Source organism: Streptomyces sp. NPDC090025, assembly GCF_044748125.1.
Lineage (GTDB): Bacteria > Actinomycetota > Actinomycetes > Streptomycetales > Streptomycetaceae > Streptomyces.
The window spans coordinates 1,085,507-1,110,028 of the sequence record NZ_JBIVFL010000001.1; the positions used below are offsets into that span (position 1 = coordinate 1,085,507).

The following is a 24,522-nucleotide window of genomic DNA, read 5'->3' on the forward strand; positions in this document are numbered from 1 at the left end:
GCGCGTCTCCGCAGCTCCTCCGCGCCCCGGCGCGGACCACCACCCCGAGAGGTGTCCTTCCGATGCGTCCTTCGTCCCTCGTTTCGCGCCGCGTGGCAGCGGCCGCCGTCAGCGTCGTCCTGGCCTCCGGCGCCGCCGCCTGCGCCGGGCCGCAGGACAGCTCCGGAGGCTCCGGCGCCAAGGCGGGCGGCGCCGGTGCCGCCCCGCGCAAGGGCGGCACCCTCACCGTCCTCAACAGCGAGGCGCAGAGCGACTTCGACCCCGCCCGGCTCTACACCTCCGGCGGCGGCAACGTCCCCTCCCTGGTCTTCCGCACCCTCACCACCCGCAACCGCGAGGCGGGCGCCGCCGGGACCGAGGTCGTGCCCGACCTCGCCACCGACACCGGCCGCCCCAACAAGGACGCCACCGAGTGGACGTTCACCCTCAAGGAGGGCCTGCGCTACGAGGACGGCACGCCCATCACCAGCGCCGACATCAAGTACGGCATCGAGCGCTCCTTCGCCGCCGAACTCTCCGGCGGCGCCCCGTACCTGCGCGACTGGCTGGTCGGCGGCGACACCTACCAGGGCTCCTACAAGGACCCCAAGGGCCTCGCCTCCATCGTGACGCCCGACGCCCGCACCATCGTCTTCAAGCTCCGCAAGCCCGAGGGCGAGTTCCCCTTCGTCGCCACCCAGACCCAGTTCACGCCCGTCCCCAAGGCCAAGGACACCGGCGCCCGTTACGAGGAGCACCCGGTCTCCTCGGGCCCGTACAAGGTCGTGAAGAACGACAACGACGGCGAGCACCTGGTCCTGGAGCGCAACCCGCACTGGGACCCGAAGACCGACCCGGAGCGCAAGGCGTACCCGGACCGGATCGACGTCCGCTCCGGCCTCGACGAGGCCGTCATCAACCAGCGGCTCGCCACCTCGGCGGGCGCCGACGCCGCCGCCGTCACCACCGACACCAACCTCGGCCCGGCCGAACTCGCCCAGATCGGCGCCGACAGGGAGCTGGCCGCCCGGGTCGGCACCGGCCGCTTCGGCTTCACCAACTACCTGGCCTTCAACCCGAAGGTGAAGCCCTTCGACAACCCCAAGGTGCGCGAGGCGATCTCCTACGCCGTCAACCGCACCAGCGTCGTCAACGCGGCGGGCGGCTCCGCGCTCGCCGAGGCCGCCACCACCTTCCTGCCCGAGAAGGCCGCCTTCGGCCACACGCCGTACGACCACTTCCCGGCCGGGAAGACCGGCAACCCGGACAAGGCCCGCCAGCTCCTGAAGGAGGCCGGATACCCGAACGGCCTCACCGTCACCCTGCTGCACTCCACCGCCCAGAACCGGGCCACCAGCCCCGAGATCGCCACCGCCGTCCAGGAGGCCCTCGCCAAGGCCGGGATCACCGTCAAGCTCGACGGCCAGGAGAGCAACGCCTTCAACGAGAAGCGCTGGAGCGTCAAGGACGCCCCCGGCCTCTTCCTCTCCCGCTGGGGCGCCGACTGGCCGGCCGGCGGCCCGTTCCTCGCGCCGATCTTCGACGGCCGCCAGATCGTCACCGACGGCTCCAACTACAACCACGCCCAGCTGAACGACCCCGCCGTCAACGCCGAGATCGACGAGATCAACAAGCTCACCGACCTCAAGGCCGCCGCCGCCCGCTGGGGCGCCCTCGACAAGAAGATCGGCGCCCAGGCCCTCGACGTGCCGCTGTTCCACCCCGTCTACAAGCGCCTGGTCGGCAAGGACGTCAAGAACGTCGTCATCTCCGACTGGACCGGCGTGCTCGACGTCTCGCAGGTCGCCGTCAAGTGACCAGCACCCTCACCGCCGTCCCGACGGCGCCCGTGGCGGGCGGCACCGCCGCCACGGGCGCCGCCCGGCGGGTCCTGCGCGTGCTGTGGACCCGCCCCGGCGCCCTCGTCGCCGCCGCCGTCCTCGTCCTGCTCGTCGTCCTCGCGCTCGCCGCCCCGCTGCTCGCCGCGCTCGCCGGACAGGACCCGCACACCTACCACGACGACCTCGTCGACTCCGCCCGCGGCGGCGTCCCGTACGGCACCTTCGGCGGCGTCAGCGCCGACCACTGGCTCGGCGTCGAACCCGGCACCGGCCGCGACCTGTTCGTCCGGCTGCTGTACGGCGCCCGGATCTCGCTGCTCGTCGCCGTCGGCGCCACCGCCGTGCAGATCGCCCTCGGCGTGCTCATCGGCCTCGCCGCCGGACTCGGCAAGCGCTGGATCGACACCGTGCTCGGCCGGGTCACCGACGTGTTCCTCGCCCTGCCGTTCCTGGTCCTCGCCATCGCCCTGACCGCCGTCGTCCCCCGCGACTTCCCGCGCCCGCTGCTGCTCATCCTGGTCATCGGACTGCTCGGCTGGGCCGGCACCTCGCGGATCGTCCGGGCCCAGACCCTCACCCTCAAGAGCCTCGACTTCGTCGCCGCCGCCCGGCTCGCGGGCTCCGGACCCTGGCGCACCGCACGGCGCGAACTGCTGCCCTCGCTCGCCGCGCCCGTCCTCACCTACGCGGCGATCCTGGTCCCCGGCAACATCGTCACCGAGGCGTCGCTGTCCTTCCTCGGCGTCGGCGTCACCCCGCCCACCCCCTCCTGGGGCCAGATGCTGTCCTCCGCGCAGACCTGGTTCCGCGCCGACCCGGCGTACGTGCTGCTCCCGGCCGGACTGCTGTTCGTCACCGTGCTCGCCTTCACCGTCCTCGGCGACGCCGTGCGGACCGCGCTCGACCCGCGCGAGGAGGGCCGGGTCGCGGTGGGCACCCGCAAGGCCGCGAAGGCCGCCCGTGGCGCGCGCGCCGCCGGTACGGCAGACGCCTCACGCAAGGAACGTTCCTCATGACCGGCCTCACCGGCCCGGGCGGCCTCACCCGCCATCTGCTCAGAAGGCTCGGCGGCGCCGTCCTCGTCCTGCTCGCCCTCTCCGTCCTCGTCTACGCGCTCTTCTACCTGGTGCCGGGCGACCCCGCCCGGCTCGCCTGCGGCGAACGCTGCAACCCGCAGCAGATCGCCCAGGTGCGCAGTCAACTCGGCCTCGACCAGAGCGTGTTCGCGCAGTACGCGCACTTCCTCCAGGGCCTGTTCACCGGCCGCGACTACTCCACCGGCACCGGCGTGCTGCACTGCGACGCGCCCTGCCTCGGCCTCTCGTACCAGAACGACCAGCAGGTCACCCAGCTCATCCTGGAACGCCTGCCCGCCACCGCCTCGCTCGCGCTCGGCGCCATGGTCGTCTGGCTCGCCGTCGGCATCGGCACCGGACTGCTCTCCGCGCTCCGCCGCGGCGGCCCCACCGAACGCCTCCTCACCCTGCTCACCCTCGCGGGCACCGGCACCCCCGTCTTCATCCTCGGCCTGCTGCTGCTCATGGCCGTCTGCGCCTACCTCCAGTGGCTGCCCTTCCCCAGCTACGTGCCGCTCGGCGAGGACCCCGAACAGTGGGCCTGGAACATGCTGCTCCCCTGGCTCACCCTCGGCCTCTTCGAATCCGCCAAGTACGCCCGGATCACCCGCGGTGCCACCCTGGAGACCCTCGCCGACGACCACATCCGCACCTTCCGCGCCTACGGCGTCGGCGAACGCGCCATCGTCACCCGGCACGCGCTGCGCGGCGCCGTACCCCCGGTCATCGCGCTCACCGCCATCGACCTCGGCACCATGTTCGGCGGCGCCGTGCTCACCGAGTCGCTGTTCGGCATCCCCGGCCTCGGCAAGACCCTCATCGACGCCGTCCGCCACGTCGACCTGCCCGTCGTCGTCGGCGTGGTGCTCCTCATGGGCGTCGCCGTCGTCGTCGCCAACGTCGTCGCCGACCTCCTCTACGCCCTCGCCGACCGAAGGGTGGCCCTCGCATGACCGTCCCCGCACCCCGTCCCCGGACCACCGGCCAGGCCCGACTCCCGGCAGGGGAACCCCTGGTGAGCGTCGACCGGCTCTCCGTCTCCTTCACCGACGGCGTACGGGCCGTGGACGACCTTTCGTTCACCCTCGACGCGGGCCGGGCGCTCGCCCTCGTCGGCGAGTCCGGCAGCGGCAAGTCCACCGTCGCCGGAGCCCTCCTCGGCCTCCACCACGGCACCGGCGCCCAGGTCGAAGGCCGGGTCGTCGTCGGCGGCATCGACGTCGCCGCCGCCACCCCCGCCCAACTCCGGTCGCTGCGCGGGGGAGTGGCCGCCATGGTCTTCCAGGACCCGCTGTCCGCGCTCGACCCCTACCTCGCCATCGGCGACCAGATCGCCGAGGTGCACCGGATCCACCACCCCGGTTCGCGCCGCGCCGCCCGCGCCCGCGCCGTCGAGGTCCTCGACCGGGTCGGCATCCCTGACGCCGCCCGCCGCGCCCGCTCCCGCCCGCACGAGTTCAGCGGCGGCATGCGCCAGCGCGCCCTGATCGCCATGGCCCTCGCCTGCGCACCGCGCCTGCTCGTCGCCGACGAACCCACCACCGCCCTCGACGTCACCGTCCAGGCGCAGATCCTCGACCTGCTGCACGAACTGCGCCGGGAGACCGGCACCGCCCTGCTGCTCGTCACCCACGACGTCGGCGTCGCCGCCGAGAGCGTCGACGACGTCCTCGTCATGCGCGGCGGCCGCGAGGTCGAACGCGGCCCGGTCGCCCGGGTGCTCGGCGCGGCGACGGAGCCGTACACCCGCGAACTGCTCGGCGCCGTGCCCCGGCTCGACGGGCCCGTGCACCGGCCCGTGACGACCGCGGCACCCGCCTCGGCTGCTCCTCCGGCCGCTTCTCCGGCCGCTCCCGAGGGCGAGCCGCTGCTCGAAGCCGTCGGCCTGCGGCGGGAGTTCGGGCGCGGCGCCGGGCGGGTCACCGCCGTCGACGGCGTCTCGCTCACCGTCCGCGCCGGGGAGACCCTCGGCATCGTCGGCGAGTCCGGCAGCGGCAAGACCACCCTGGGCCGGATGCTGGTCCGACTGCTCGACCCCACCGCGGGCGAACTCCGTTACGGGGGTACGGAGATCGGCCGCATGAGCGACAAGACACTGCGCCCGCACCGGCGCGAACTCCAGATGGTCTTCCAGGACCCGGTCTCCTCGCTCAACCCGCGCCGCTCCGTCGGCGAGTCCGTCGCCGACCCGCTGCGCGCCGCCGGACAGCTCGACGACACCCGGATCCGCGCCCGGGTGCGGGACCTGCTCGACCGGGTCGGCCTCGACCCCGACCGCTACGACGCCCACCCGCACGAATTCAGCGGCGGCCAGCGCCAGCGCGTCGGCATCGCCCGCGCCCTCGCCGCCGAACCCCGGCTCATCGTCTGCGACGAACCCGTCTCCGCGCTCGACGTCACCACCCAGGCCCAGGTCACCCGGCTGCTCGCCGACCTCCAGGCCGAACTCGGCCTCGCGCTCGTCTTCATCGCCCACGACCTCGCCGTGGTCCGCCAGGTCAGCGACCGGGTCGCGGTCATGCGCGCGGGCCGGATCGTCGAACAGGGCACCGTCGCCGACGTGTACGGAGAGCCACGTGAGCCGTACACCCGCAGGCTGCTCGCCGCCGTCCCCGCCCTCGACCCGGCGCTCGCCGCCGCCCGCAGGGAACGCCGCCACGCCCTGCGCCAGGAGCCGGGCGAGGACCCCGTCGCCGCCTGACCGAGGGTGATCGGGTCACCCCGTAGCGCGACAGAACGCGACCGGGGTGGGAAAGTTACGTGCATTCACCCCTTCCGGTGGTGCGACGGACAACCGTCCGCCGCACCACCGGCACATCCGCTTACGTTCTTCCCGCTGCGGGTCACCGGACCGAACGGTGACCGCCGTCACGGGAGAACGGGGGTGTGCTCATGCGGATCGGACTGCTCACGGAGGGTGGCTACCCGTTTGTCGCGGGTGAGTCCGGACTCTGGTGCGACCGCCTCGTCCGCGGCCTCGCCCCGCACGAGTTCGACCTCTACGCACTGAGCCGCGACGCCCGCCAGGAGCGCGCCGGACGGCTGACCCTGCCGCCCAACGTGAAGAGCGTGCGCACCGCCCCGCTCTGGGCCGCCCCCGACGACACCCGCCCCGGCGGCCGGACCGGGCTGGGCCGCTGGGGCACCGGCGCGCGCGGCTACGGACGGCGCGAACGCCGCCTGTTCGAGGACGCCTTCCACTGGCTCGCCGAGGGCATCTGCGCCGAGCCGTCCCGTACCGACACCGCCGACCGTGGTGGTGACCGTGGTGGTGCCCGCGGCACCGACCCGGGCGCCGACTCGTTCGCCGCCGGGCTCTACGGCCTCGCCGAACTCGCCCGCGCCCACGGCGGACTCGGCACCGCGCTCCGCTCCGAGAGCACCGTCCGGATCCTGGAGGCCGCCTGTCGCGCGCCCGGCGCACGCCGGAGCGTGGCGGGCGTCACCGTCCCCGGCCAACTCGCCTTCACCGAACAGCTGGAGCGCGCCCTGCGCCCCCTCTCGCTCGGCTGGTACGACGAGCCCGAAGGCCCCGAGACCGCCGAGACGCCCGGCGGCCTCGCCCTCGTCGACCTCTGCCACGCCGCCTCCGCCGGAGCCGCGGCCCTCCCGGGACTCCTGGCCAAACGCTTCTTCGGCACCCCGCTGCTCGTCACCGAGTACGGCGTCCAGCTCCGCGCCCACTACCTCGCCGCCACCGGCGCCGCCCTCGCCACCCCCGTACGCGCCCTGCTCGCCGCCTTCCACGGCCGCCTCGCGGGCGAGGTCTACCGGCAGGCCGCCCTGCTCACCCCCGGCAACGCGCACGCCCGCCGCTGGCAGGAGAAGTGCGGCGCCGACCGGGCCCGGCTGCGCACCGTCCACCCCGGCCTGGACGCCGACCGGTTCACCGAGGTCGGCGAGGACGAGGAGAGCGGCGACCCGGCCACCCTCGTCTGGATCGGCCGCGCCGAACCCGCCAAGGACCTCATCGCCCTGCTGCACGCCTTCGCCGAGGTACGCCGCCGACAGCCCGACGCCCGGCTGCGGATCATCGCCGTACCGGTCCGCGACCCCGGCGCCGCCGCCTACCTCGCGCACTGCCGGGGCCTCGCCGAACAGCTCTTCCCCGACGAGGCGTCCGGCGCCCACGCGATCGGCGAGAACCCCGTCTCCTTCGAGGAACTCGGCGGCCCCGAGGCCCCCACCCTGGAGGACGCCTACGCCGCCAGCGCCGTCGTGGTGCTCTCCAGCGTCGTCGAAGGGTTCCCCACCGGCCTCGTCGAGGCCATGTTCTGCGCCAGGGCCACCGTCTCCACCGACGTCGGCGCCGTCGTCGAGGTCATCGGCGGCACCGGACTCGTCGTCCCGCCGCGCAACCCCAAGGCCCTCGCCGACGCCTGCCTCGCGCTGCTCCGCGACCCCGAGCGCCGCCACCGGCTCGGCGCCGCCGCCCGCGCCCGCGCCCTGGAACTGTTCACCGTCGAACAGAACCTGGCGGCGTTCCGCGGCATCTACCTCGAACTTCTCTCCCACTCGCCGGTCCGCCGCCGCACCACCAGCGGCGTGCCCTTCGCGCACCCCGCGGAGGCCCATGTGCCCGGCAACTGGGCGGCCCTGCCGGTCAACGCGGCGGCCGGAGCGGGAGAGTCCGATGTCTGAAGGAGGCACCCCCATGCGCGGCCCCGCCGCACCCACCAGCCCCGGCCCCTGGGACTCCCGGTCCGAGGCGCTGCTCCGCACCCCGGCCCTCGGCACCCCCGCTCTCGGCACCCCGTCCCTGGGGACCCCGGCCCTCGGCACCGCCCTGCCGCCGGGCGCCCTCGACCTGGCGGGCCCGCTCGCCACGTCGGCCGCGCCCGTATCCGTACCCGTACCGGAGCCCGTGCCCGTACCGGTGTCCGTACCGGCGTCCGCACCGGGGCCTGCCGAAGCGATTCAGCAGACGGCACCGGCCCCGGCACCGAAAACGGCACCGGTCCCGACACCGAAACCGGCTCCGGCCGCGCCGCCGGTACGGCCCCGGCGCGGGCCCGCCGACCCCGTCAAAGCCCTCATGCACCGCCACCGCGAACTCTGCGAACGCGCCGTCGACCCGCTGGAGATCGCCGCCGGACTCGAAGCCCACGGCGTCACCGACCGCACCGCCGCCCGCTTCCGGCACCGGGACGTCTTCTCGCTCGCCGAGGAGCTGTACGCGCGCGTGCCGCGCGGCGAGACCGGCACCGGGCCCGCCGCCCCCGGCACCGACCCCGGCCGGGGCGGCGGTTCCTGGCCGCTCACCGTCTGCGCCCCCGGCGCCCTCGCCGCCGCGGCCACCGCCGCCGTCACCGTCAGCACCGACGGCACCCGCACCGCCGCCGCGCTCATCGGCCTGCTCGGCGTCGCCACCGCCCTCGTCCTCGCCACCCACCGCGGCCCGCTGCGCGCCCCCCTCGGCACCGGCCCCGCCACCGTCCTCGGCACCCTCTGGCTGCTCGGCTACGCGGCGGGCGGCGACGGACTGCTCGACCAGCTGCTGCGCGGCGGACCCGATGGCCCCCCGGCCCTCCACACCGTCCTCGACGGCCCCGTCCCCGACGGCACCTGGACCCTCGACACCGGGCCGCTGCTCGCCCTCGCCCTGTCCGTCGCCCCCGCCGCCTGGTGCGCCCGGCTGTTCGCCGCCCGCGCCCGGCACCGGCTCGCCGCCAGCCGCGGCCTCGCCGACTTCGCCGCCGGCACCCGACCGCTCCTCCTCGGCAGCGTCGCCCTGCACCTGACCGCGCTCGCCGCCCTGCTCGCCCTCACCGACTTCCACCCCGGCGCCCTCGCCCTCGGCGCCCTCCTCCTCACCGCCCGGCTGCTCGCCGCGCACGGCCTGCCCGAAGCCGCGACGAGCGCCATCGGGGCCGCCTGCGCCGCCGAGGCCCTCGGCCTCGCGACCGTGCTCGCCGCCCGGCTGCCCGGCCTCGACCCGCTCGGCGCCCCGGTCCGCACCCTCGTCGCGCTCGGCGGCCCCGCCGCCCTGCCCACCCTGGCCTGCGGCCTCGCCGCGGCCGCCCTCCTCGTCCACGCCACCGAGGCCCTGTCCCGGGCCTCGGCCCACGTCTGACCCCTGCCCCGTCCCTGCCCCACCCCACCCCTGCCCGACCCGCGCGCACCCGCGGAGCCGACGCCGCGGGCGCGCCCCCTACCCGAACCCTCCCAAGGAGACGAACGAAACATGACGCCCCACCTCCCCACCACGGCCGGTCGGCACGAAGGGGCCGCACGATGAGGGTGCTGCTGCTCGGAGCCAACGGATTCATCGGCCGGTTCGTCGCCGACCGGCTGCTCGCCGACCCGGCGGTGCACCTCACCGCCCTCGGCCGCGGCGACGACGCCGACGTACGGTTCGACCTCGCCAGCGGCAGCCCCGGCGCGCTGACCCGGTTCCTCGACGCCGTCCACCCAGGGGTCGTCGTCAACTGCGCCGGAGCCACCCGCGGCGGCGCCCGCGAACTCACCCGGCACAACACCGTCGCCGTCGCCACCGTCTGCGAGGCGCTGCGCCGCAGCGGCTGCGGCGCCCGGCTCGTCCAGGTCGGCTGCGCCTCCGAGTACGGGCCCAGCCAGCCCGGCTCGTCCACCGCCGAGGACGCGGTGCCCCGGCCGGGCGGCCCGTACGGCGTGTCCAAGCTCGCCGCCACCGAACTCGTCCTCGGCTCCGGCCTCGACGCGGTGGTGCTCCGGGTGTTCTCGCCGGTCGGCCCCGGCACCCCGGCGGGCTCCCCGCTCGGCCGGCTCGCCGAGGCCATGCGCCGCGCCATGCAGGCGGGCGACGCCGAACTCAAGCTCAGCGGCCTCGGCGTGCAGCGCGACTTCGTCGACGTACGGGACGTGGCCAGGGCCGTGCACGCGGCCTCGCTCTCGGCCGCCCAGGGCGTGGTCAACATCGGCACCGGCCGGGCCGTGAAGCTGCGCGACGCCGCCGCCGTGCTCGCCAGGGTCGCCGGGTTCGCCGGCCAGCTGCACGAGCTCGACGGCCCGCCGCCGCACCGGGCGGTGATCGGCCAGCCGCGCGGCGAGGCGACCATCGCCGAGCAGCTGGCCGCCGCCCCCTACCCGTACCCGGACGGCTGCGGACCCTGGCAGCAGGCCGATGTGCGCACCGCCCGCGACCGGCTCGGCTGGCGGCCCCGGATCAACCTGGAGGAGTCGCTCGCCGACATCTGGATGGAGGCGGCATGCCGCATCTGACCGCCACCGAGGCCGGGACCGTCCTCGGCACCGGTCTCGGCGTCCCCGGCTACGCGCATCCGCTGCTCGCCCCGGTCGAATGGGCCGAGCTGACCCGGCCCGGCACCCCGCTGCACTGGGCGGTGCTCAACGTCGCCGACGGGCCCGGCGCCCGGCCCGACCCGCACTGCCTGGAGGCGGCGGGCAAGCTGCGCAACGCGGGCGTCCGGGTGCTCGGGCACCTGGACCTCGGGCACGGCTCGCGCCCGTTCGGCGAACTGGTCACGGACGCCCAGCGCTTCCTCGACTGGTACAAGGCCGACGGCTTCTATCTGGACCGGGCGCCGTCGGACCGGGCCGACCTGCCCGGCGTACGGCGCGTCGCGGCGACCCTGGAGGCGCTGCGGGAGGACACCGTCCACCTGGTCCTCGGGCACGGCACCCATCCGTACCCCGGCTACGCGGAGACCGCCGACCAGCTGGTCACCTTCTCCGGCGGATGGGCCGACTACCGCTGGTCGCAGGTGGCCGAGTGGACCGCGGACTACCCGCCGGGGAAGTTCGTCCACCTGGTGCACGGGGTGCCCAGGACACACCTGGACGAAGCGTTGCGGATCGCCCGCTGGCAGGGGGCCGGAACCGTGTTCATGACGGACAGAAGGGGGCAGCCAGGACAAACGGACCACTTCCAGGCGCTGCCCGGCTACTGGGACGAAATCGTCTCGCGGATCGGACGGGGTGTCTCGGAATGAGAAGGGCCATGGCAGTGTTGTGCGGAGAACAACCGTAGTGAACTACCGACCAACGGAGTCCCCGTGTCGCTGCCACCCCTGGTCGAGCCGGCTGCCGAGCTCACCGTAGACGAGGTCCGCAGGTACTCCCGTCACCTCATCATCCCGGACGTCGGGATGGACGGACAGAAGCGGCTGAAGAACGCCAAGGTGCTCTGTGTGGGCGCCGGCGGGCTCGGCTCCCCGGCCCTGATGTACCTGGCCGCGGCCGGTGTCGGCACGCTCGGCATCGTGGAGTTCGACGAGGTCGACGAGTCGAACCTGCAGCGCCAGATCATCCACAGCCAGGCCGACATCGGCCGCTCGAAGGCCGCGTCGGCGCGTGACAGCGTCCTCGGCATCAACCCGTACGTGAACGTGATCCTCCACGAAGAGCGGCTCGAGGCCGAGAACGTGATGGACATCTTCAGCCAGTACGACCTGATCGTCGACGGCACGGACAACTTCGCGACCCGCTACCTGGTCAACGACGCGTGCGTGCTGCTGAACAAGCCGTACGTGTGGGGCTCGATCTACCGCTTCGACGGCCAGGCGTCGGTCTTCTGGTCCGAGCACGGCCCCTGCTACCGCTGCCTCTACCCGGAGCCCCCGCCGCCGGGCATGGTCCCGTCCTGCGCCGAGGGCGGCGTCCTGGGCGTGCTGTGCGCGTCGATCGGCTCCATCCAGGTCACCGAGGCGATCAAGGTCCTGGCCGGCGTGGGCGACCCGCTGGTCGGCCGTCTGATGATCTACGACGCCCTGGAGATGCAGTACCGCCAGGTCAAGGTCCGCAAGGACCCCGACTGCGCGGTCTGCGGCGAGAACCCGACGGTCACCGAGCTCATCGACTACGAGGCGTTCTGCGGCGTCGTGTCGGAGGAGGCCCAGGAGGCCGCGCTCGGCTCGACGATCACTCCGAAGCAGCTCAAGGAGTGGATCGACGACGGCGAGAACATCGACATCATCGACGTCCGCGAGCCGAACGAGTACGAGATCGTCTCGATCCCGGGCGCCCGCCTGATCCCGAAGAACGAGTTCCTGATGGGCACCGCCCTCCAGGACCTCCCGCAGGACAAGCGCATCGTCCTGCATTGCAAGACGGGTGTCCGCAGTGCGGAAGTCCTCGCGGTCCTGAAGTCCGCGGGCTTCGCGGACGCGGTGCACGTGGGCGGCGGCGTCATCGGCTGGGTCCACCAGATCGAGCCGGAGAAGCCGGTCTACTAGGCCGAGCGCTGCTCCGTGGCAGTGAGGGGCCCGGATCCGTCGGGGACGACGGGGCCGGGCCTCTTCGTGTGCGCGGTCCCGCGCCGTCGGCGCCGCCGGTCAGGGGGAGCGGGGCACGCGTGACGTGCTGATCACCCGGACGGCGCCCCGGGGCGTCATCGCCCGCCGCTCCTCCGGACTCGCTGTCCAGCAGTCGCCCGGCGCGGCCTCCCAGACGAATCCGCCGGGGCGGCCGAGTACGAGGACCCCTCCGCGCACCTCCTGGACCTGGCCGGTCAGGGCCCGCTGCCCGTCGGTCACGATGTCGCCGATTCGGTACCTCATCGTTGTTCTCTTCCTTCGCGAATCCGTCGTGGACGGGTTCACCATGGCAGCCCGCATCGGACGTATCTGCCCGTATATCAGGGACAGTTGGGCCTTTGGCCGGTACGGTCGAAGAGGGCCGAGAAGTCCGAGCCGAAGGGGTTGACGTGAACGCCGCTCTGCGCTCCGCCATGCGGGACGCCGGGGTGTCCCCTCGTGAACTCGCTTACCGGGTGGGGGTATCCGCCAAGCAGGTCGAGCGTTGGCTGTCTAATGGGGAACTGACACCTCATGCGAGGAACCGTGAGGATGCCGCCCGCGCACTGGGAGTGAACGAAGAGATGCTTTGGCCGCAGACAGTGAAGCAGCGCATCAAGACCGGCGCCGATCGCGAGATCATCCACAGCTATCCCTACCGCTCGGCGTGCCCGTCCACCGTCTGGGCGGAGCTCGTCGCCGGGGCCCGGGCCGAGCTGTTCCTCGCGGGCTACACCAACTACTTCTTCTGGACCCAGGTGCCCGCGTTCGCCGAGACCCTTCGCCGCAAGGCGGAGTCCGGGTGCCGGGTGCGGTTCCTGCTGGGGGATCCGGTGGGGGAGGTGACCCGGCAGCGTGAGGTGGTCGAGGATGTGGCGCTGTCCGTGTCGACGCGGATCCGTATGACGCTGGGGGAGCTGGCGCGGCTCGGGGCGGTGGACGGGGTGGAGGCGCGGTTCAGTGCCGCCGAGGACGCCGTGAACCACGTCAGCCTGTCGGTGTTCCGGTTCGACGACGACGTCCTGGTCACCCCGCACCTCGCGCGCCTGGTCGGTCACGACTCGCCGCTGCTGCATCTGCGGCGGCACGGCGACGGCGGCATGTGGTCGCGGTTCACCGAGCACGCCGAGGAGCTGTGGGGGCGCGCGGTGCCCGTGTAGGGGCGAGGGGCGGCCGGCCCGGCGTACGGGCGGTTCAGCCCGCCGGGCCTGACCCGCCCTAGCGGGCCGCCGGGACCTCAGCCGCAGGTCGTGCCGTACGCCGGGACCTTCGCGCTCAGGAGATACGCGTCGATCGTCTTCGTCGCGCAGCTCGACGAGCCGTACGCGCCGTGCCCCTCGCCCTTGTTGGTGACCAGCACGCCGACGCCCGCCCCCAGCGCCTTCGCCATCCGCTCCGCGCCCTCGTACGGGGTCGCCGGGTCGCCCGTGGTGCCGACCACCAGGATCGCGGCGGCGCCCGGGGCGCTCGCGTCCATGGTCGTGGTGGCGCCCTTGACCGGCCAGTCGGCGCACCAGCCCGCCGTGTCCCAGGCGAGGAACGCGCCGAACACCGGGGACAGGCCCCGGAATTCGGGCAGCAGCGCGCGGGCCTGGGCCAGGGTGGGGCGTTCGGCGGAGTCGGCGCAGGAGATCGCGCGCTGGGCGTGGGACTGGGTGGAGTAGTGGCCGCGGGCGTCGCGGTCGTTGTACCAGTCGGCGAGCGCCAGGAGTTCGGCGCCCGAACCGCCCTCCGCCTTCGTCAGCGCCGACGTGAGCAGCGGCCAGCTCTGCTCCGAGTACAGCGGCATCACCACACCGGTCAGCGCGAGCGAGTCGTTCAGCCGGCGGTCGCCGACCGCCAGCGGACGGCGGTCGAGCCGCTCCAGGAGCCGGGCGATCCGGCGGGTGCCGTCCTTCGGGTCCTGCCCGGTGGACTTCAGATAGTTGTCCAGGGCCCGCTGGAACCCGATCGTCTGGTTGCGCGCGTGCCCCACCGAGTCGGCGGTCGGGTCGACGACCGCGTCGAGCACCATCCGGCCCACGTTGCCCGGGAACAGGTGCGCGTAGGCCGCGCCCAGCTGCGTGCCGTACGAGATGCCGAAATAGTTCAGCTTGTCGTCGCCGAGGACCTGCCGGATCAGGTCCATGTCGCGGGCCGTGTTGTCGGTCGTGGTGTACGGCAGGACCGTGCCGGAGCGGCGGGCGCAGCCCCGCGCGAAGTCGGTGGCGTCGGCCCGGAACGCCCGCTCCTCCGCCGCCGTCTCGGGCGTGGAGTCGACCGTACGCTCCGCCCGCTCCTGCTCCTTGTCGTCCCGGCACACCACGCCCGCGCTGCGCTGCACCCCGCGCGGGTCGAACGACACCAGGTCGTAACGGGTGTTCAGGGCCGTGTACTCGGCGGCGCCGCGCGGCAGGATGTCGACGCCGGAACCGCCGGGCCCGCCGAAGTTGAAGAGCAGCGAGCCGATCCGGGCGTCCGGCGACCCGGCCTCCTTGCGGATCAGCGCGACCGGGATGGTGCGCCCGGCGGGCTCGGCGTAGTCGAGCGGCACCCGCACGTCCGCGCAGCGCCACGACGAGCCGGGGGCCTCCCCGCCCTCGGGCGCGGCGCAGCGCTTCCAGGCCGGGCGCTGCCCGGTGAGCGCGGCGGGCAGGCCGGGGCTGCCGCCGGGGGCGGCGGACGCCTTCCCGTCGCTCTTCGCGGAAGCGGTCGGCGCGGCGGAGCCGGAGGCTCCGGCGGACCCGGTGCCGAGGGGGTCGGCCGAGACCGTGCAGCCCGTGACGCCCGTCGCGAGCAGTCCCGCGAGCGCGACGGCCGCCCCTGTCCTGATGAACGAGCGCCCCATGCGCCACCCCCTGGTCCGAGCCGGCCGATCCGGGCCGGACGGCCATCGTAATCAGCCGCAGGTGGTCCCCGACGCGGGCACCTTGCCCTCCAGGAGGTAGCCGTCGGTCGCCCGCTTCACGCACTTGTCGCCGCTGCTGTACGCCCCGTGTCCCTGGCCCTTGTAGGTGAGTTCGACGCCGACGCCCTTGCCGAGCGCGTCCACCATCGACTTCGCCCCCTCGTACGGGGTGGCAGGGTCGCCGGTGTTGCCGATGACCAGGATCGGCGCCGAGCCCGCCGCCGACACGTCCGGGTGGTCCCAGGTGCCGGGCACCGGCCACTGCGAGCAACTGGCCAGCCCCCAGCCCATGAAGTCGCCGAACACCGCCGACGCCTTGCGGAACTCGGGCAGCCGCTCCTTGGCCTGGCCGAGGGTGTAGCGCTCCTTGAAGTCCACGCAGTTGATGGCGGCGTTGGCGGCCTGGATGTTGCTGTAACTCCCGGTCTGCGTGCGCCCGTTCATCGAGTCCGACAGGGCGAGCAGCAGTGCCCCGTTGCCGCCGTCGGCCTCGTCGAGGCCCTGCTCCAGATAGGGCCAGAACTCCTTGGAGTACAGGGCCTGCGCGATGCCGTTCGTCGCCTGCGTCTGGGTCAGCTTGCGGTCGCCGATACCGGAGATCGGCCGCTTGTCGAGCTCGGCGAGCAGCCCGGTGATGAACTCCTCGATCTCGGCGACCGAGGAGCCGGGAAGGACGCACTCCTCGCCCCGGCCGACACAGTTCTTCGCGAAGTTGTCCAGCGCCAACTGGAAGCCCTTCGCCTGCCCGAGCGCGCCCTCCTGCACGCCCGCCGCCGGGTCGACGACCGCGTCGAACACCGCGTGGCCGACCTTGTCGGGGAACAAGTGGGCGTACACACCGCCGAGTTCGGTGCCGTACGAGATGCCGAAGTAGTGCAGCTTGTCGTCGCCGAGGACCCGCCGCATCAGGTCCATGTCGCGGGCCGCGTTCTCGGTGCCGACCTGGGGGAGCTGGGTGCCGGAGTTCTTGGCGCAGCCGTCCGCGTACGTCTTCTGCGCGTCGGACAGCGTCTTCTCCTCGGCGGCGTCGTCCGGCGTGAAGTCGAGCGCGTAGTAGGCGTCGAGCTCCTTGTCGGTGGCGCACTCGACGGGCACGCTGCGGCCGACCCCGCGCGGGTCGAAGGAGACCAGGTCGTAGCGGGACCGCAAGGTCTCGAAGTCGGCGGCGAAGCCGGGCAGTCCGGTGACGCCGGAGCCGCCGGGGCCGCCGAAGTTGAAGAGCAGCGAGCCGATCCGGCGGTTCTGGTCGGCGGCCTTGGCCCGGATCAGGGCCAGGTCGACGGTCTTGCCGGTGGGCTTCGCGTAGTCGAGCGGCGCCGTCATGAAGGCGCACTCCCAGGCCGTGCCGCCGGGCAGCGGGGAGGGGGCGGGCCCGCCGCCCTCGGCCGGGGACGGCGGCAGGCAGGCCGCCCAGTCCAGCTTCTGGGCCGCGAGCCCGTCGAGCCCCCCGCCGCTGCCGGGCCCGCTGGACTCGGGGGCGGTCGCCGACGCCGAGCCTGAGTCGTCGGAGCAGCCCGCCGTGGCGGTGAGCAGGGCGGTCGCGGTCAGCAGAGCGGCGCTACGGGCGGCGCGCCGGGCGGCGAGGATCGGCATGGACCCATCGTGTGCCGCCCGGCGGGCACCCGCGCGGGCGGAGGGCCATGCGGGTGGCCGAGGCCCGGGGCAGCGGGGCGAGGGCCGTCAGGCCCGTACCGCCGCCGTCAGGCCCGTACCCCTCGCTCGTACGCCCGCCCCTCCGGTCAGGACACCGGCCCCTCCGGTCAGGACACCCGCTCCCAGCCCCGCTTCGGGTCGCGGGTGGCGAGCTTGCCGGGGGTGCGGCGGCGGTAGACCACGAACGGCCGGAAGAGGTACTTCACCGGCGCGGCGAACATGTGTACGAGCCGGGAGAAGGGGATCAGGGCGAACAGTGCGAAGCCGAACAGCACGTGCAGCTTGAACACCAGCGGCGCGCCCGCCATCAGCGACCAGTCCGGCTGGAGCGTGAACAGCGAACGGAACCAGACCGCGATGCCCTCGCGGTAGTTGTAGCCGTCGGTCGCGCCGGTCGAGTTCAGGACCGTCGCGAGCAGGCCGAGCGCCATCGCGCCGAGCAGCACCGTGTACATCAGGTGGTCGCTCTTCAGCGTCGCCTTCCGCACGGCCGGCACCCGCATCCTGCGGTACACCAGGATCCCGATGCCGACGGCGGCGGCGATCCCGGCGACGGCGCCCGTGGACACCGCGAGCAGGTGGTAGGCGTGGTCGCTCAGGCCGATCGCGTCCGTCCACGACATCGGGATCAGCAGCCCGACCACGTGCCCGAGCACCACGAACGCCATCCCGAAGTGGAACAGCGGCGAACCGATCCGCAGCAGCCGCGACTCGTGCAGCTGCGAGGAGTGGGTGGTGATGCCGAAGCGGTCGTGGCGGCCGCGCCAGATCGTGCCCGCCACGAGCAGCACGACCGCGAGATAGGGCGCGATGCCCCAGAGCAGCAGGTCCATCAGCGCGAGATCCCTTCGGCGGGCCCGTCGGCGGCGCGCCGGGCGGTACGAGTCGTCGGCCAGGGCAGCTCCACGCCCGGCCCCAGCGGTTCCAGCGCGCCCAGCGGGTCGACGCCGACCAGCTCGCGCGGCGGCCCCGACCTGGCCAGCGCCTTCGCCTCCTCCTTGGTCCGGGGCGAGGGGCCGGGCAGCGTCGCGCAGACCGCCTCGACGACCCGCGTGTACGGTGTGTCCGCGGCCGTCAGGGCGAGCCGCAGCAGCTCGATCCCGGCCCGGTGCTCCTGGAGGAGTTCGGTCCCGGCTCCGGTGTGCCGCCCGGCGAACTCCAGGGCCGCGGGCAGGAAGTCCGGCAGCTCGCCGCCGGTGTCGGTGTCCGCGCCGCCGAACTCCAGGCCGTGCGCCCGGTACAGCTCCTTCATCCGCACCAGCGAAAGGCCGCGCCGCCGGGTGTCGCCGTCCGTCCACCAGGTCAGGTACAGACAGCGGCGGTTGCGGGTGTCGAAGGTGTCGGAGTAGTGCGCGGCGAGCGCGACCGGGTCGGTGCACTCGACGTGGTCGAGGAACACCGCCAGCGGATGCTCGGCGGACGTCTCCGGCAGCTCGTCCAACGCGGCCCGCAGCAACGGGAGTTCCGCGTACAGGAGCTGGTCGGGGTACTGCAGGCAGCGGGCCGCGACGAGCCGCGTGATGGCGTCCGGGTCGACCCGGTGGGGCACCACGGGGGCCGTCCGCGGGTGGCGGTGGCTCATGACGCGCTCCTCGTCGGTCCGAGGTTCAACATGACCCGGGCGGCGGCCGGTTCCGCCGGTGCCGCCGGTCCGCCCGGCTCGGCCCCGGCCACCGGGCACCCCTCGTCCAGCGGATGCGCGTCCGCCAGCGCGTCGGCATCCGCCCGGGCCGCCGTCGGGATCACGTACCGGTCCTCGTACTTGGCGATCGCGAGCAGCCGGAACATGTCCTCCAGCTCCTGCCCGGTCAGCCCGACCGCCCGCGCCACGCTCTCGTCGCGGCCCTCGCCCAGGTTCACCGACCGCATGTACGAGCGCATCGCCGCCATCCGGCGCAGCACCGCCTCCACCGGGTAGGGGTCCCCGGCCGTCAGCAGCTCCGCCAGGTACGACACCGGGATCCGCAGCGCGTCGATCGCCCCGAACAGGTTCCCCACGTCCTCGCCGTCCCGGCCGGTCGCCGCCACCGCGTCGACCACCGGCGACAGCGGCGGCACGTACCAGACCATCGGCATCGTCCGGTACTCCGGATGCAGCGGCAGCGCCACCTGGTAGGTCGCGATCAGGTCGTACACGGGGGAGCGGCGGGCCGCCGCCAGCCACTCCTCGCTGATCCCCGACGCCCGCGCCGCCGCGACCACCGCCGGATCGGCAGGATCGAGGAAGCACTCCAACTGCGCCGGATACAGGTCGTGTTCGTCCTCCACGGCCGCCGCTTCGGCGACCTTGTCGGCGTCGTACAGCATCACCCCGAGGTAGCGCATCCGGCCCACACAGGTCTCCGAGCACACCGTCGGCATCCCGACCTCGACCCGCGGGAAGCAGAACGTGCACTTCTCCGCCTTGCCGGTGGCGTGGTTGAAGTACACCTTCTTGTACGGGCAGCCCGACACGCACATCCGCCAGCCCCGGCAGGCGTCCTGGTCGACCAGGACGATGCCGTCCTCCTCGCGCTTGTACATCGCGCCCGAAGGGCACGACGACACGCACGCCGGGTTCAGGCAGTGCTCGCACAGCCGGGGCAGATAGAACATGAAGCTCTGCTCGAACTCGAACCGGATCTGCTCACCGACCCGCTCGCGCACCTTCTCCACCAGCGGGTCCTTCGGCCCGTGCTCGGGCGCGCCGCCCAGGTTGTCGTCCCAGTTCGGCCCCCACTCGACCTTGTCGAGCGGCTCCCCGGTCAGCTCCGACACCGGCCGCGCCACCGGCAGGTCGTCGCCCGCCGGGGCCTCGGTGAGATTGCGGTACTCGTACGTCCACGGCTGGTAGTAGTCGTCGAGCTCCGGCAGCTCCGGGTTCGCGAACAGCTGCCCGAGCCGCTTCAGCCGGCCGCCCGCCCGCAGCCGCAGCCGCCCCGAACGGGTCCGCTCCCAGCCGCCCTTCCACCGCTCCTGGTCCTCCCAGCGGCGCGGATAGCCCTGCCCCGGCAGCGTCTCCACATTGTTGAACCACACGTACTCGGTGCCCCGCCGGTTCGTCCACGCCTGCTTGCAGGTGACCGAACAGGTGTGGCAGCCGATGCACTTGTCGAGGTTCATGACCATCGCGATCTGTGCCATCACGCGCATGGATCAGTACTCCACCTTCTGGTCGCGGCGGCGGATCACCGTCACCTCGTCGCGCTGGTTGCCGGTCGGGCCCAGATAGTTGAAGGCCCACGTCAACTGGGCGTAGCCGCCGACCAGATGGGTCGGCTTGAGCATCACCCGGGTCAGCGAGTTGTGGATGCCGCCGCGCCGCCCGGTCTTCTCCGTCTTCGGCACGCCGACCGTGCGCTCCTGCGCGTGGTTCATGTAGACCGTGCCCGGCGGCATCTTGTGCGACACGATCGCCCGGGCGGTGACCACACCGTTGCGGTTGACCGCCTCGATCCAGTCGTTGTCCGCGACCCCGATCGCCGCCGCGTCCTGCGGCGACATCCACACCGTCTGCCCGCCGCGGCCCAGCGTCATCATGTACAGGTTGTCCTGGTACTGCGAGTGGATCGCCCACTTGTTGTGCGGGGTCAGATAGCGCACCGCCACCTCACGGCCCTCGGACCCGTCCCGTGCCGTGCCCAACTCCGGTTCCCCGTACAGCCGGTGCATGTCCAGCGGCGGCTTGAACACCGGCAGCGACTCGCCCACCTCGTGGATCCAGTCGTGGTCCAGGAAGAAGTGCTGGCGCCCGGTGAGCGTGTGCCACGGCTTCAACTGCTCGGTGTTCACGGTGAACGCGCTGTAGCGCCGCCCGCCCGACTCGCTGCCCGACCACTCCGGCGAGGTGATCACCGGCACCGGCCGCGCCTGGGTGTCCGCGAACGTGATCCGCTTGCCCTCGGCCTCCGCCGCCAGATGCGCCATCGGCTGCCCGGTCCGCGCCTGAAGCTTCTCGAACCCCTGCGTCGCCAGGCGCCCGTTGGACGTGCCCGACAGTGACAGGATCGCCTCGCAGGCCCGCTGCGCCGTGTCCAGGCGCGGCCGGCCGTCGGCGACCCCGCCCCGTACCAGACCGTTCTTCGCGCCCAGGTACGCGACCTCCTCGCCGACGTCGAAGGTGATCGCCTTCGTCGTCACCCCGAGCTTGTCGACCAGCGGCCCCAGCGCGGCGAACTTCTCGCCCACCGCCCCGTAGTCCCGCTCCACCACCGCCAGGTTGTACATGGTCCGCCCCGGCACGGGCGCGCACTCGCCCTTCGACCAGTCCAGCGCCACCCCGCCCGGCTGCGCCATCTCGCCGCCGGGCGTGTCGTGCTGCAGCGCCGTCGCCACCAGGTCCTTGCGCACCCCCAGGTGCTCCTTCGCCAGCTCGCCGAAGCGGACCGCGAGGGCCTGGAAGGCGTCGAAGTCGGACCGCGCCTGCCACGGCGGGTCGACCGCCGGGGTGAACGCGTGCAGGAACGGGTGCATGTCCGTCGACGACAGGTCGTGCTTCTCGTACCAGGTCGCCGCGGGCAGCACCACGTCCGACAGGAGCGTCGTCGACGTCATCCGGAAGTCGATCGCGAGCAGCAGATCGAGCTTGCCCTCGACGTCCTCCTCCCGCCACGTCACCTCCTTCGGCGTGCAACGCGGCCCGTCCGACGGCAGGTTGGAATGGGTGCCGAGCAGATGCTTCAGGAAGTACTCGTTGCCCTTCGACGACGAACCGAGCAGGTTCGCCCGCCATACGTTCAGCACCCGAGGCCAGTTCTCCGGCGCGTCCGGGTCCTCGCCCGCGAAGCCCAGCGAGCCGTCCTGGAGCGCCCGCACCGTGTCGCCGACCGGATCGTCCTGCGCGCCGAGCTCCAGCGGATTGCGGTCGAACGTCGGGTACGACGGCATCCAGCCCATCCGGGCCGCCGCCGCCAGACAGTCCGCGCCCGTCATCCCGTCGAACCGGCCCTCGGCCAGCGGCGACGCCAGCGACTCGGCCGGCAGCGTGTCGTACCGCCACTGGTCGGTGTGCAGATAGAACCAGCCCGCGCCGATCATGTGCCGGGGCGGCCTGCCCCAGTCCGACGCGCTCGCCAGCGTCGCCCAGCCGGTCACCGGACGGCACTTCTCCTGGCCCACGTAGTGGCCCCAGCCGCCGCCGTTGCGGCCCTGGCAGCCGGTCAGCGTCAACAGCGCGAGGAACGCCCGGTAGATGGTCTCCGAATGGAACCAGTGGTTGGTGCCCGCGCCCATCAGGATCATGCAGCGGCCCTCGGACCGCTCCGCCGTGTCGGCGAACTCCCGTGCCACCCGCGCCGCCTGGGCCGCGGGCACCGACGTCAGCGTCTCCTGCCAGGCCGGGGTGCCGGGCGCGGCCGCGTCCTCGTACGAGGACGGCCACTCACCCGGCAGTCCGGGCCGCGCCACCCCGTACTGCGCCAGCAGCAGGTCGAACACGGTGGTGACGAGCGGCCCGCCGTCGGTCAGCCGGCGCACCGGCACCCCGCGCCGCAGCACCTCGCCCTCCTCGTCGAAGCGCGGCAGCACCACCTCCGCGGACCCGCCCCCGGCCGACGCGCCCTCCGCCGACCCGCCCTCCTCGTGGAGGGTCAGCCGCGGCCGTACGTCCCCGAGGTCCAGGTTCCAGTCCGGCTCACCGCGCTCCCCGCCGGTGCCCCAGCGGTGCCCCAGCGTGCCGTTCGGCACCACGGGCTCCCCGGTCACGTCGTCGACGAGCACCGTCTTCCACTCGGCGTGCTCCGCCTCCGCCGCCTCGCCGCCGAGGTCCCGCGCCGTCACGAACTTCCCCGGCACCAGGCCCTGTTCGGTCTCCCGCAGCGACACCAGGAACGGCAGATCCGTGTAGCGGCGCGCATAGTCCGCGAAGAACGGCGTCTCCCGGTCGACGAAGAACTCCTTGAGGACGACGTGCCCCATGGCGAGCGCCAGCGCCCCGTCGGTGCCCGGATGCGGATGCATCCACTCGTCGGCGAACTTCGTGTTGTCGGCGAAGTCCGGCGACACCGTCACGACCTTCTGGCCCCGGTAGCGCGCCTCCGTCATCCAGTGCGCGTCCGGCGTCCGGGTCACCGGCACATTGGAGCCCCACATCAGCAGATAGGCCGCGTCCCACCAGTCGCCCGACTCCGGCACGTCCGTCTGGTCGCCGAACACCTGCGGCGACGCCACCGGAAGGTCCGCGTACCAGTCGTAGAACGACAGCATCGGCGCGCCGATCAGCGAGTGGAAGCGGGCGCCCGCCGCGTGCGACGCCATCGACATCGCCGGGATCGGCGAGAACCCCGCCACCCGGTCAGGGCCGTGCTCGCGGATCGTGTGCACATGCGCGGCGGCGGCGATCTCGATCGCCTCGTCCCAACTCGCCCGCACCAGACCGCCCTTGCCCCGGGCCTGCTGGTAGGTGCGGCGGCGCACCGGATCGCGCTGGATGTCCGCCCAGGCCAGCACCGGGTCCTTCAGGCGCTGCTTCGCCTCCCGGTACATCGACAGCAGCGTGCCCCGCACATACGGGTAGCGCACCCGGGTGGGGGAGTAGCTGTACCAGGAGAACGAGGCGCCGCGCGGACAGCCACGCGGCTCGTACTCGGGACGGTCGGGACCGACCGAGGGATAGTCGGTGGCCTGCGTCTCCCAGGTGATGATGCCGTCCTTGACGTACACCTTCCACCGGCACGAACCCGTGCAGTTGACGCCGTGCGTCGAGTACACGACCTTGTCGTGGCTCCAGCGGTCCCGGTAGAACGCCTCGCCCTCCCGGCCCCCGGTGCGGTGCACCTCCCGCAGGTCCTCGGAGACCTCGTCCCCCGCGGCACGGGAGAAGAACCGCCCCGCGCGCAGCAGGGTCTCGGCGGCGTTGGGCTCGGGCACGTCCGGCTCCTTCGGTACGACACGGGTGCGGCGAGTGCGGTCGCCGCCGGTTCGACCATAGATCCGACGAATCGGGCACAACGGGGGTCATTGGTCCCGACCGGCGGTGACCAAATCCCGCATTTCTCCCACCGGATGGTGTGTCAGGGTGGCCGGGTGAGCGCCGCAGGCCGATGGATCCCGAATCAGCACGGCGCCTGGGCCATGCTCGTCGTCCCGTTCGCGGCCGGCGTGCTCATCGGCGATCCCGTATGGGCCCAACTGCCGCTGTTCGTCGCCTGGTTGCTGGCGTACGTGGTCACCTTCCACGCCCAGCAATGGCTACGGCTGCGCCGCCTCGCCCACCGGGCCTGCCGTACCCCGCGCCCCGCGACCCGGGCCGCCGGACCCGGCAGGCCCGTCGGGCCGTCCGCACCCGCCGGGGCATCCCGCCGAGGCGCGTCCGCCCGGCCCGCCCGCCATCTGCGCCACGTCCGGCCCGTACTCGTCCTCGGCACCGCCCTCGCCGCCCTCGGGGTGCCGCTCGCCGTCCTGCACCCCTGGCTGCTGCTCGCCGCCGCCGCGGCGACCCCGTTCCTCGCCGTCAACCTCCGGTACGCCGCCCACAACCGCGAACGCGCCCTGCTCAACGGCCTCGCCGCCGTCGTCCCCGCCTGCGGGATGCTGCTCGTCACGCTGCGCCTCGGCGGCGGCACCCTCACCGCGGGCCTCGCCCCGGCCGCCGCCTGCCTGCTCTACTTCGCCGGCACCGTCCCGTACGTGAAGACCATGATCCGCGAACGGAACTCGGCCGCCTACCGGCGCGGCTCGATCGCCTACCACGCCCTCGCCCTGCCGGCCGCGACCCTCCTGAACCCCTGGCTCGCGCTGCCCTTCACCCTCTACCTGGCCCGCGCCGCCGTCCTGCCGGGGCGCGGCCTGAAAGTCCCGGTGGTCGGCGCCGTCGAGGTCGGCTGCTCGCTGCTGCTCCTCGGCTTCCTGACCGCCGGGTACGGGTGAGGGGTCCG

Annotated in this window: 18 protein-coding genes; 11 read left to right on the top strand and 7 right to left on the bottom strand. The window is 73.4% G+C overall.

Annotated elements, in window-relative coordinates:
- Nucleotides 1-62 precede the first annotated feature (62 nt).
- From ACIPXM_RS05140 to moeZ, 9 genes are all read left to right on the top strand, one after another.
- A complete protein-coding gene (locus tag ACIPXM_RS05140) occupies nucleotides 63-1,796 on the top strand; it encodes an ABC transporter substrate-binding protein (protein WP_401652045.1) in 1,734 nt (577 codons plus the stop codon).
- Nucleotides 1,793-2,836, top strand: coding sequence for an ABC transporter permease (locus ACIPXM_RS05145; protein WP_401652047.1), 1,044 nt, complete (start codon nucleotides 1,793-1,795; stop codon nucleotides 2,834-2,836). Before ACIPXM_RS05140 ends, ACIPXM_RS05145 begins: the two co-directional genes overlap by 4 nt.
- Nucleotides 2,833-3,849 carry an ABC transporter permease gene (locus ACIPXM_RS05150; RefSeq protein ID WP_401652049.1) on the top strand — a complete coding sequence of 339 codons (1,017 nt, stop codon included), beginning with the start codon at nucleotides 2,833-2,835 and terminating at the stop codon, nucleotides 3,847-3,849. Before ACIPXM_RS05145 ends, ACIPXM_RS05150 begins: the two co-directional genes overlap by 4 nt.
- Complete coding sequence (locus ACIPXM_RS05155; RefSeq protein ID WP_401652051.1) at nucleotides 3,846-5,597, top strand: dipeptide ABC transporter ATP-binding protein; 1,752 nt, start codon at nucleotides 3,846-3,848, stop codon at nucleotides 5,595-5,597. The genes ACIPXM_RS05150 and ACIPXM_RS05155 overlap by 4 nt, the downstream gene beginning before the upstream one ends.
- A gap of 191 nt (nucleotides 5,598-5,788) precedes the next feature.
- The gene (locus tag ACIPXM_RS05160; protein WP_401652053.1) at nucleotides 5,789-7,537 is read left to right on the top strand and encodes a DUF3492 domain-containing protein; all 1,749 of its coding nucleotides are present in this window, start codon (nucleotides 5,789-5,791) and stop codon (nucleotides 7,535-7,537) included.
- A 13-nt stretch (nucleotides 7,538-7,550) separates the two neighbouring features.
- Nucleotides 7,551-8,969 carry a hypothetical protein gene (locus tag ACIPXM_RS05165; RefSeq protein ID WP_401652055.1) on the top strand — a complete coding sequence of 473 codons (1,419 nt, stop codon included), beginning with the start codon at nucleotides 7,551-7,553 and terminating at the stop codon, nucleotides 8,967-8,969.
- A gap of 161 nt (nucleotides 8,970-9,130) precedes the next feature.
- Nucleotides 9,131-10,096: an NAD-dependent epimerase/dehydratase family protein gene (locus ACIPXM_RS05170; protein ID WP_401652057.1), complete on the top strand. Its 966-nt coding sequence runs from the start codon at nucleotides 9,131-9,133 to the stop codon at nucleotides 10,094-10,096.
- Nucleotides 10,084-10,827, top strand: a complete 744-nt coding sequence (locus tag ACIPXM_RS05175) for a spherulation-specific family 4 protein (RefSeq protein ID WP_401652059.1) — start codon at nucleotides 10,084-10,086, stop codon at nucleotides 10,825-10,827. Before ACIPXM_RS05170 ends, ACIPXM_RS05175 begins: the two co-directional genes overlap by 13 nt.
- 63 nt (nucleotides 10,828-10,890) lie before the next feature.
- Nucleotides 10,891-12,069 carry an adenylyltransferase/sulfurtransferase MoeZ gene (moeZ, locus tag ACIPXM_RS05180; RefSeq protein ID WP_401652061.1) on the top strand — a complete coding sequence of 393 codons (1,179 nt, stop codon included), beginning with the start codon at nucleotides 10,891-10,893 and terminating at the stop codon, nucleotides 12,067-12,069.
- A gap of 99 nt (nucleotides 12,070-12,168) precedes the next feature.
- Here the strand turns inward: moeZ and ACIPXM_RS05185 are convergent, their stop codons facing one another.
- On the bottom strand, nucleotides 12,169-12,393 hold the full coding sequence (locus ACIPXM_RS05185; RefSeq protein WP_401652063.1) for a hypothetical protein: 225 nt from the start codon (nucleotides 12,391-12,393) through the stop codon (nucleotides 12,169-12,171).
- 320 nt (nucleotides 12,394-12,713) lie between these two features.
- Between ACIPXM_RS05185 and ACIPXM_RS05190 the strand changes: the two genes are divergently transcribed.
- Nucleotides 12,714-13,289 (top strand): XRE family transcriptional regulator, encoded by a 576-nt coding sequence (locus ACIPXM_RS05190; RefSeq protein WP_401652065.1) that lies wholly within the window; start codon nucleotides 12,714-12,716, stop codon nucleotides 13,287-13,289.
- A 77-nt stretch (nucleotides 13,290-13,366) separates the two neighbouring features.
- Here the strand turns inward: ACIPXM_RS05190 and ACIPXM_RS05195 are convergent, their stop codons facing one another.
- The 6 genes from ACIPXM_RS05195 to ACIPXM_RS05220 form a co-directional block, all read right to left on the bottom strand.
- Nucleotides 13,367-14,956: an alpha/beta hydrolase gene (locus tag ACIPXM_RS05195; RefSeq protein WP_401652067.1), complete on the bottom strand. Its 1,590-nt coding sequence runs from the start codon at nucleotides 14,954-14,956 to the stop codon at nucleotides 13,367-13,369.
- A 51-nt stretch (nucleotides 14,957-15,007) separates the two neighbouring features.
- Complete coding sequence (locus tag ACIPXM_RS05200; RefSeq protein ID WP_401652069.1) at nucleotides 15,008-16,609, bottom strand: alpha/beta hydrolase; 1,602 nt, start codon at nucleotides 16,607-16,609, stop codon at nucleotides 15,008-15,010.
- A 167-nt stretch (nucleotides 16,610-16,776) separates the two neighbouring features.
- Nucleotides 16,777-17,502: a respiratory nitrate reductase subunit gamma gene (gene narI / locus ACIPXM_RS05205; protein ID WP_401652071.1), complete on the bottom strand. Its 726-nt coding sequence runs from the start codon at nucleotides 17,500-17,502 to the stop codon at nucleotides 16,777-16,779.
- Entirely contained in the window at nucleotides 17,502-18,251 is a 750-nt protein-coding gene (narJ, locus tag ACIPXM_RS05210; RefSeq protein WP_401652073.1) for a nitrate reductase molybdenum cofactor assembly chaperone, read from the bottom strand. Before narJ ends, narI begins: the two co-directional genes overlap by 1 nt.
- Nucleotides 18,248-19,801, bottom strand: coding sequence for a nitrate reductase subunit beta (gene narH / locus ACIPXM_RS05215; protein ID WP_401652075.1), 1,554 nt, complete (start codon nucleotides 19,799-19,801; stop codon nucleotides 18,248-18,250). Before narH ends, narJ begins: the two co-directional genes overlap by 4 nt.
- A gap of 3 nt (nucleotides 19,802-19,804) precedes the next feature.
- A complete protein-coding gene (locus ACIPXM_RS05220; protein ID WP_401652077.1) occupies nucleotides 19,805-23,515 on the bottom strand; it encodes a nitrate reductase subunit alpha in 3,711 nt (1,236 codons plus the stop codon).
- A 156-nt stretch (nucleotides 23,516-23,671) separates the two neighbouring features.
- Between ACIPXM_RS05220 and ACIPXM_RS05225 the strand changes: the two genes are divergently transcribed.
- The gene (locus tag ACIPXM_RS05225; RefSeq protein ID WP_401652078.1) at nucleotides 23,672-24,514 is read left to right on the top strand and encodes a YwiC-like family protein; all 843 of its coding nucleotides are present in this window, start codon (nucleotides 23,672-23,674) and stop codon (nucleotides 24,512-24,514) included.
- Nucleotides 24,515-24,522 lie beyond the last annotated feature (8 nt).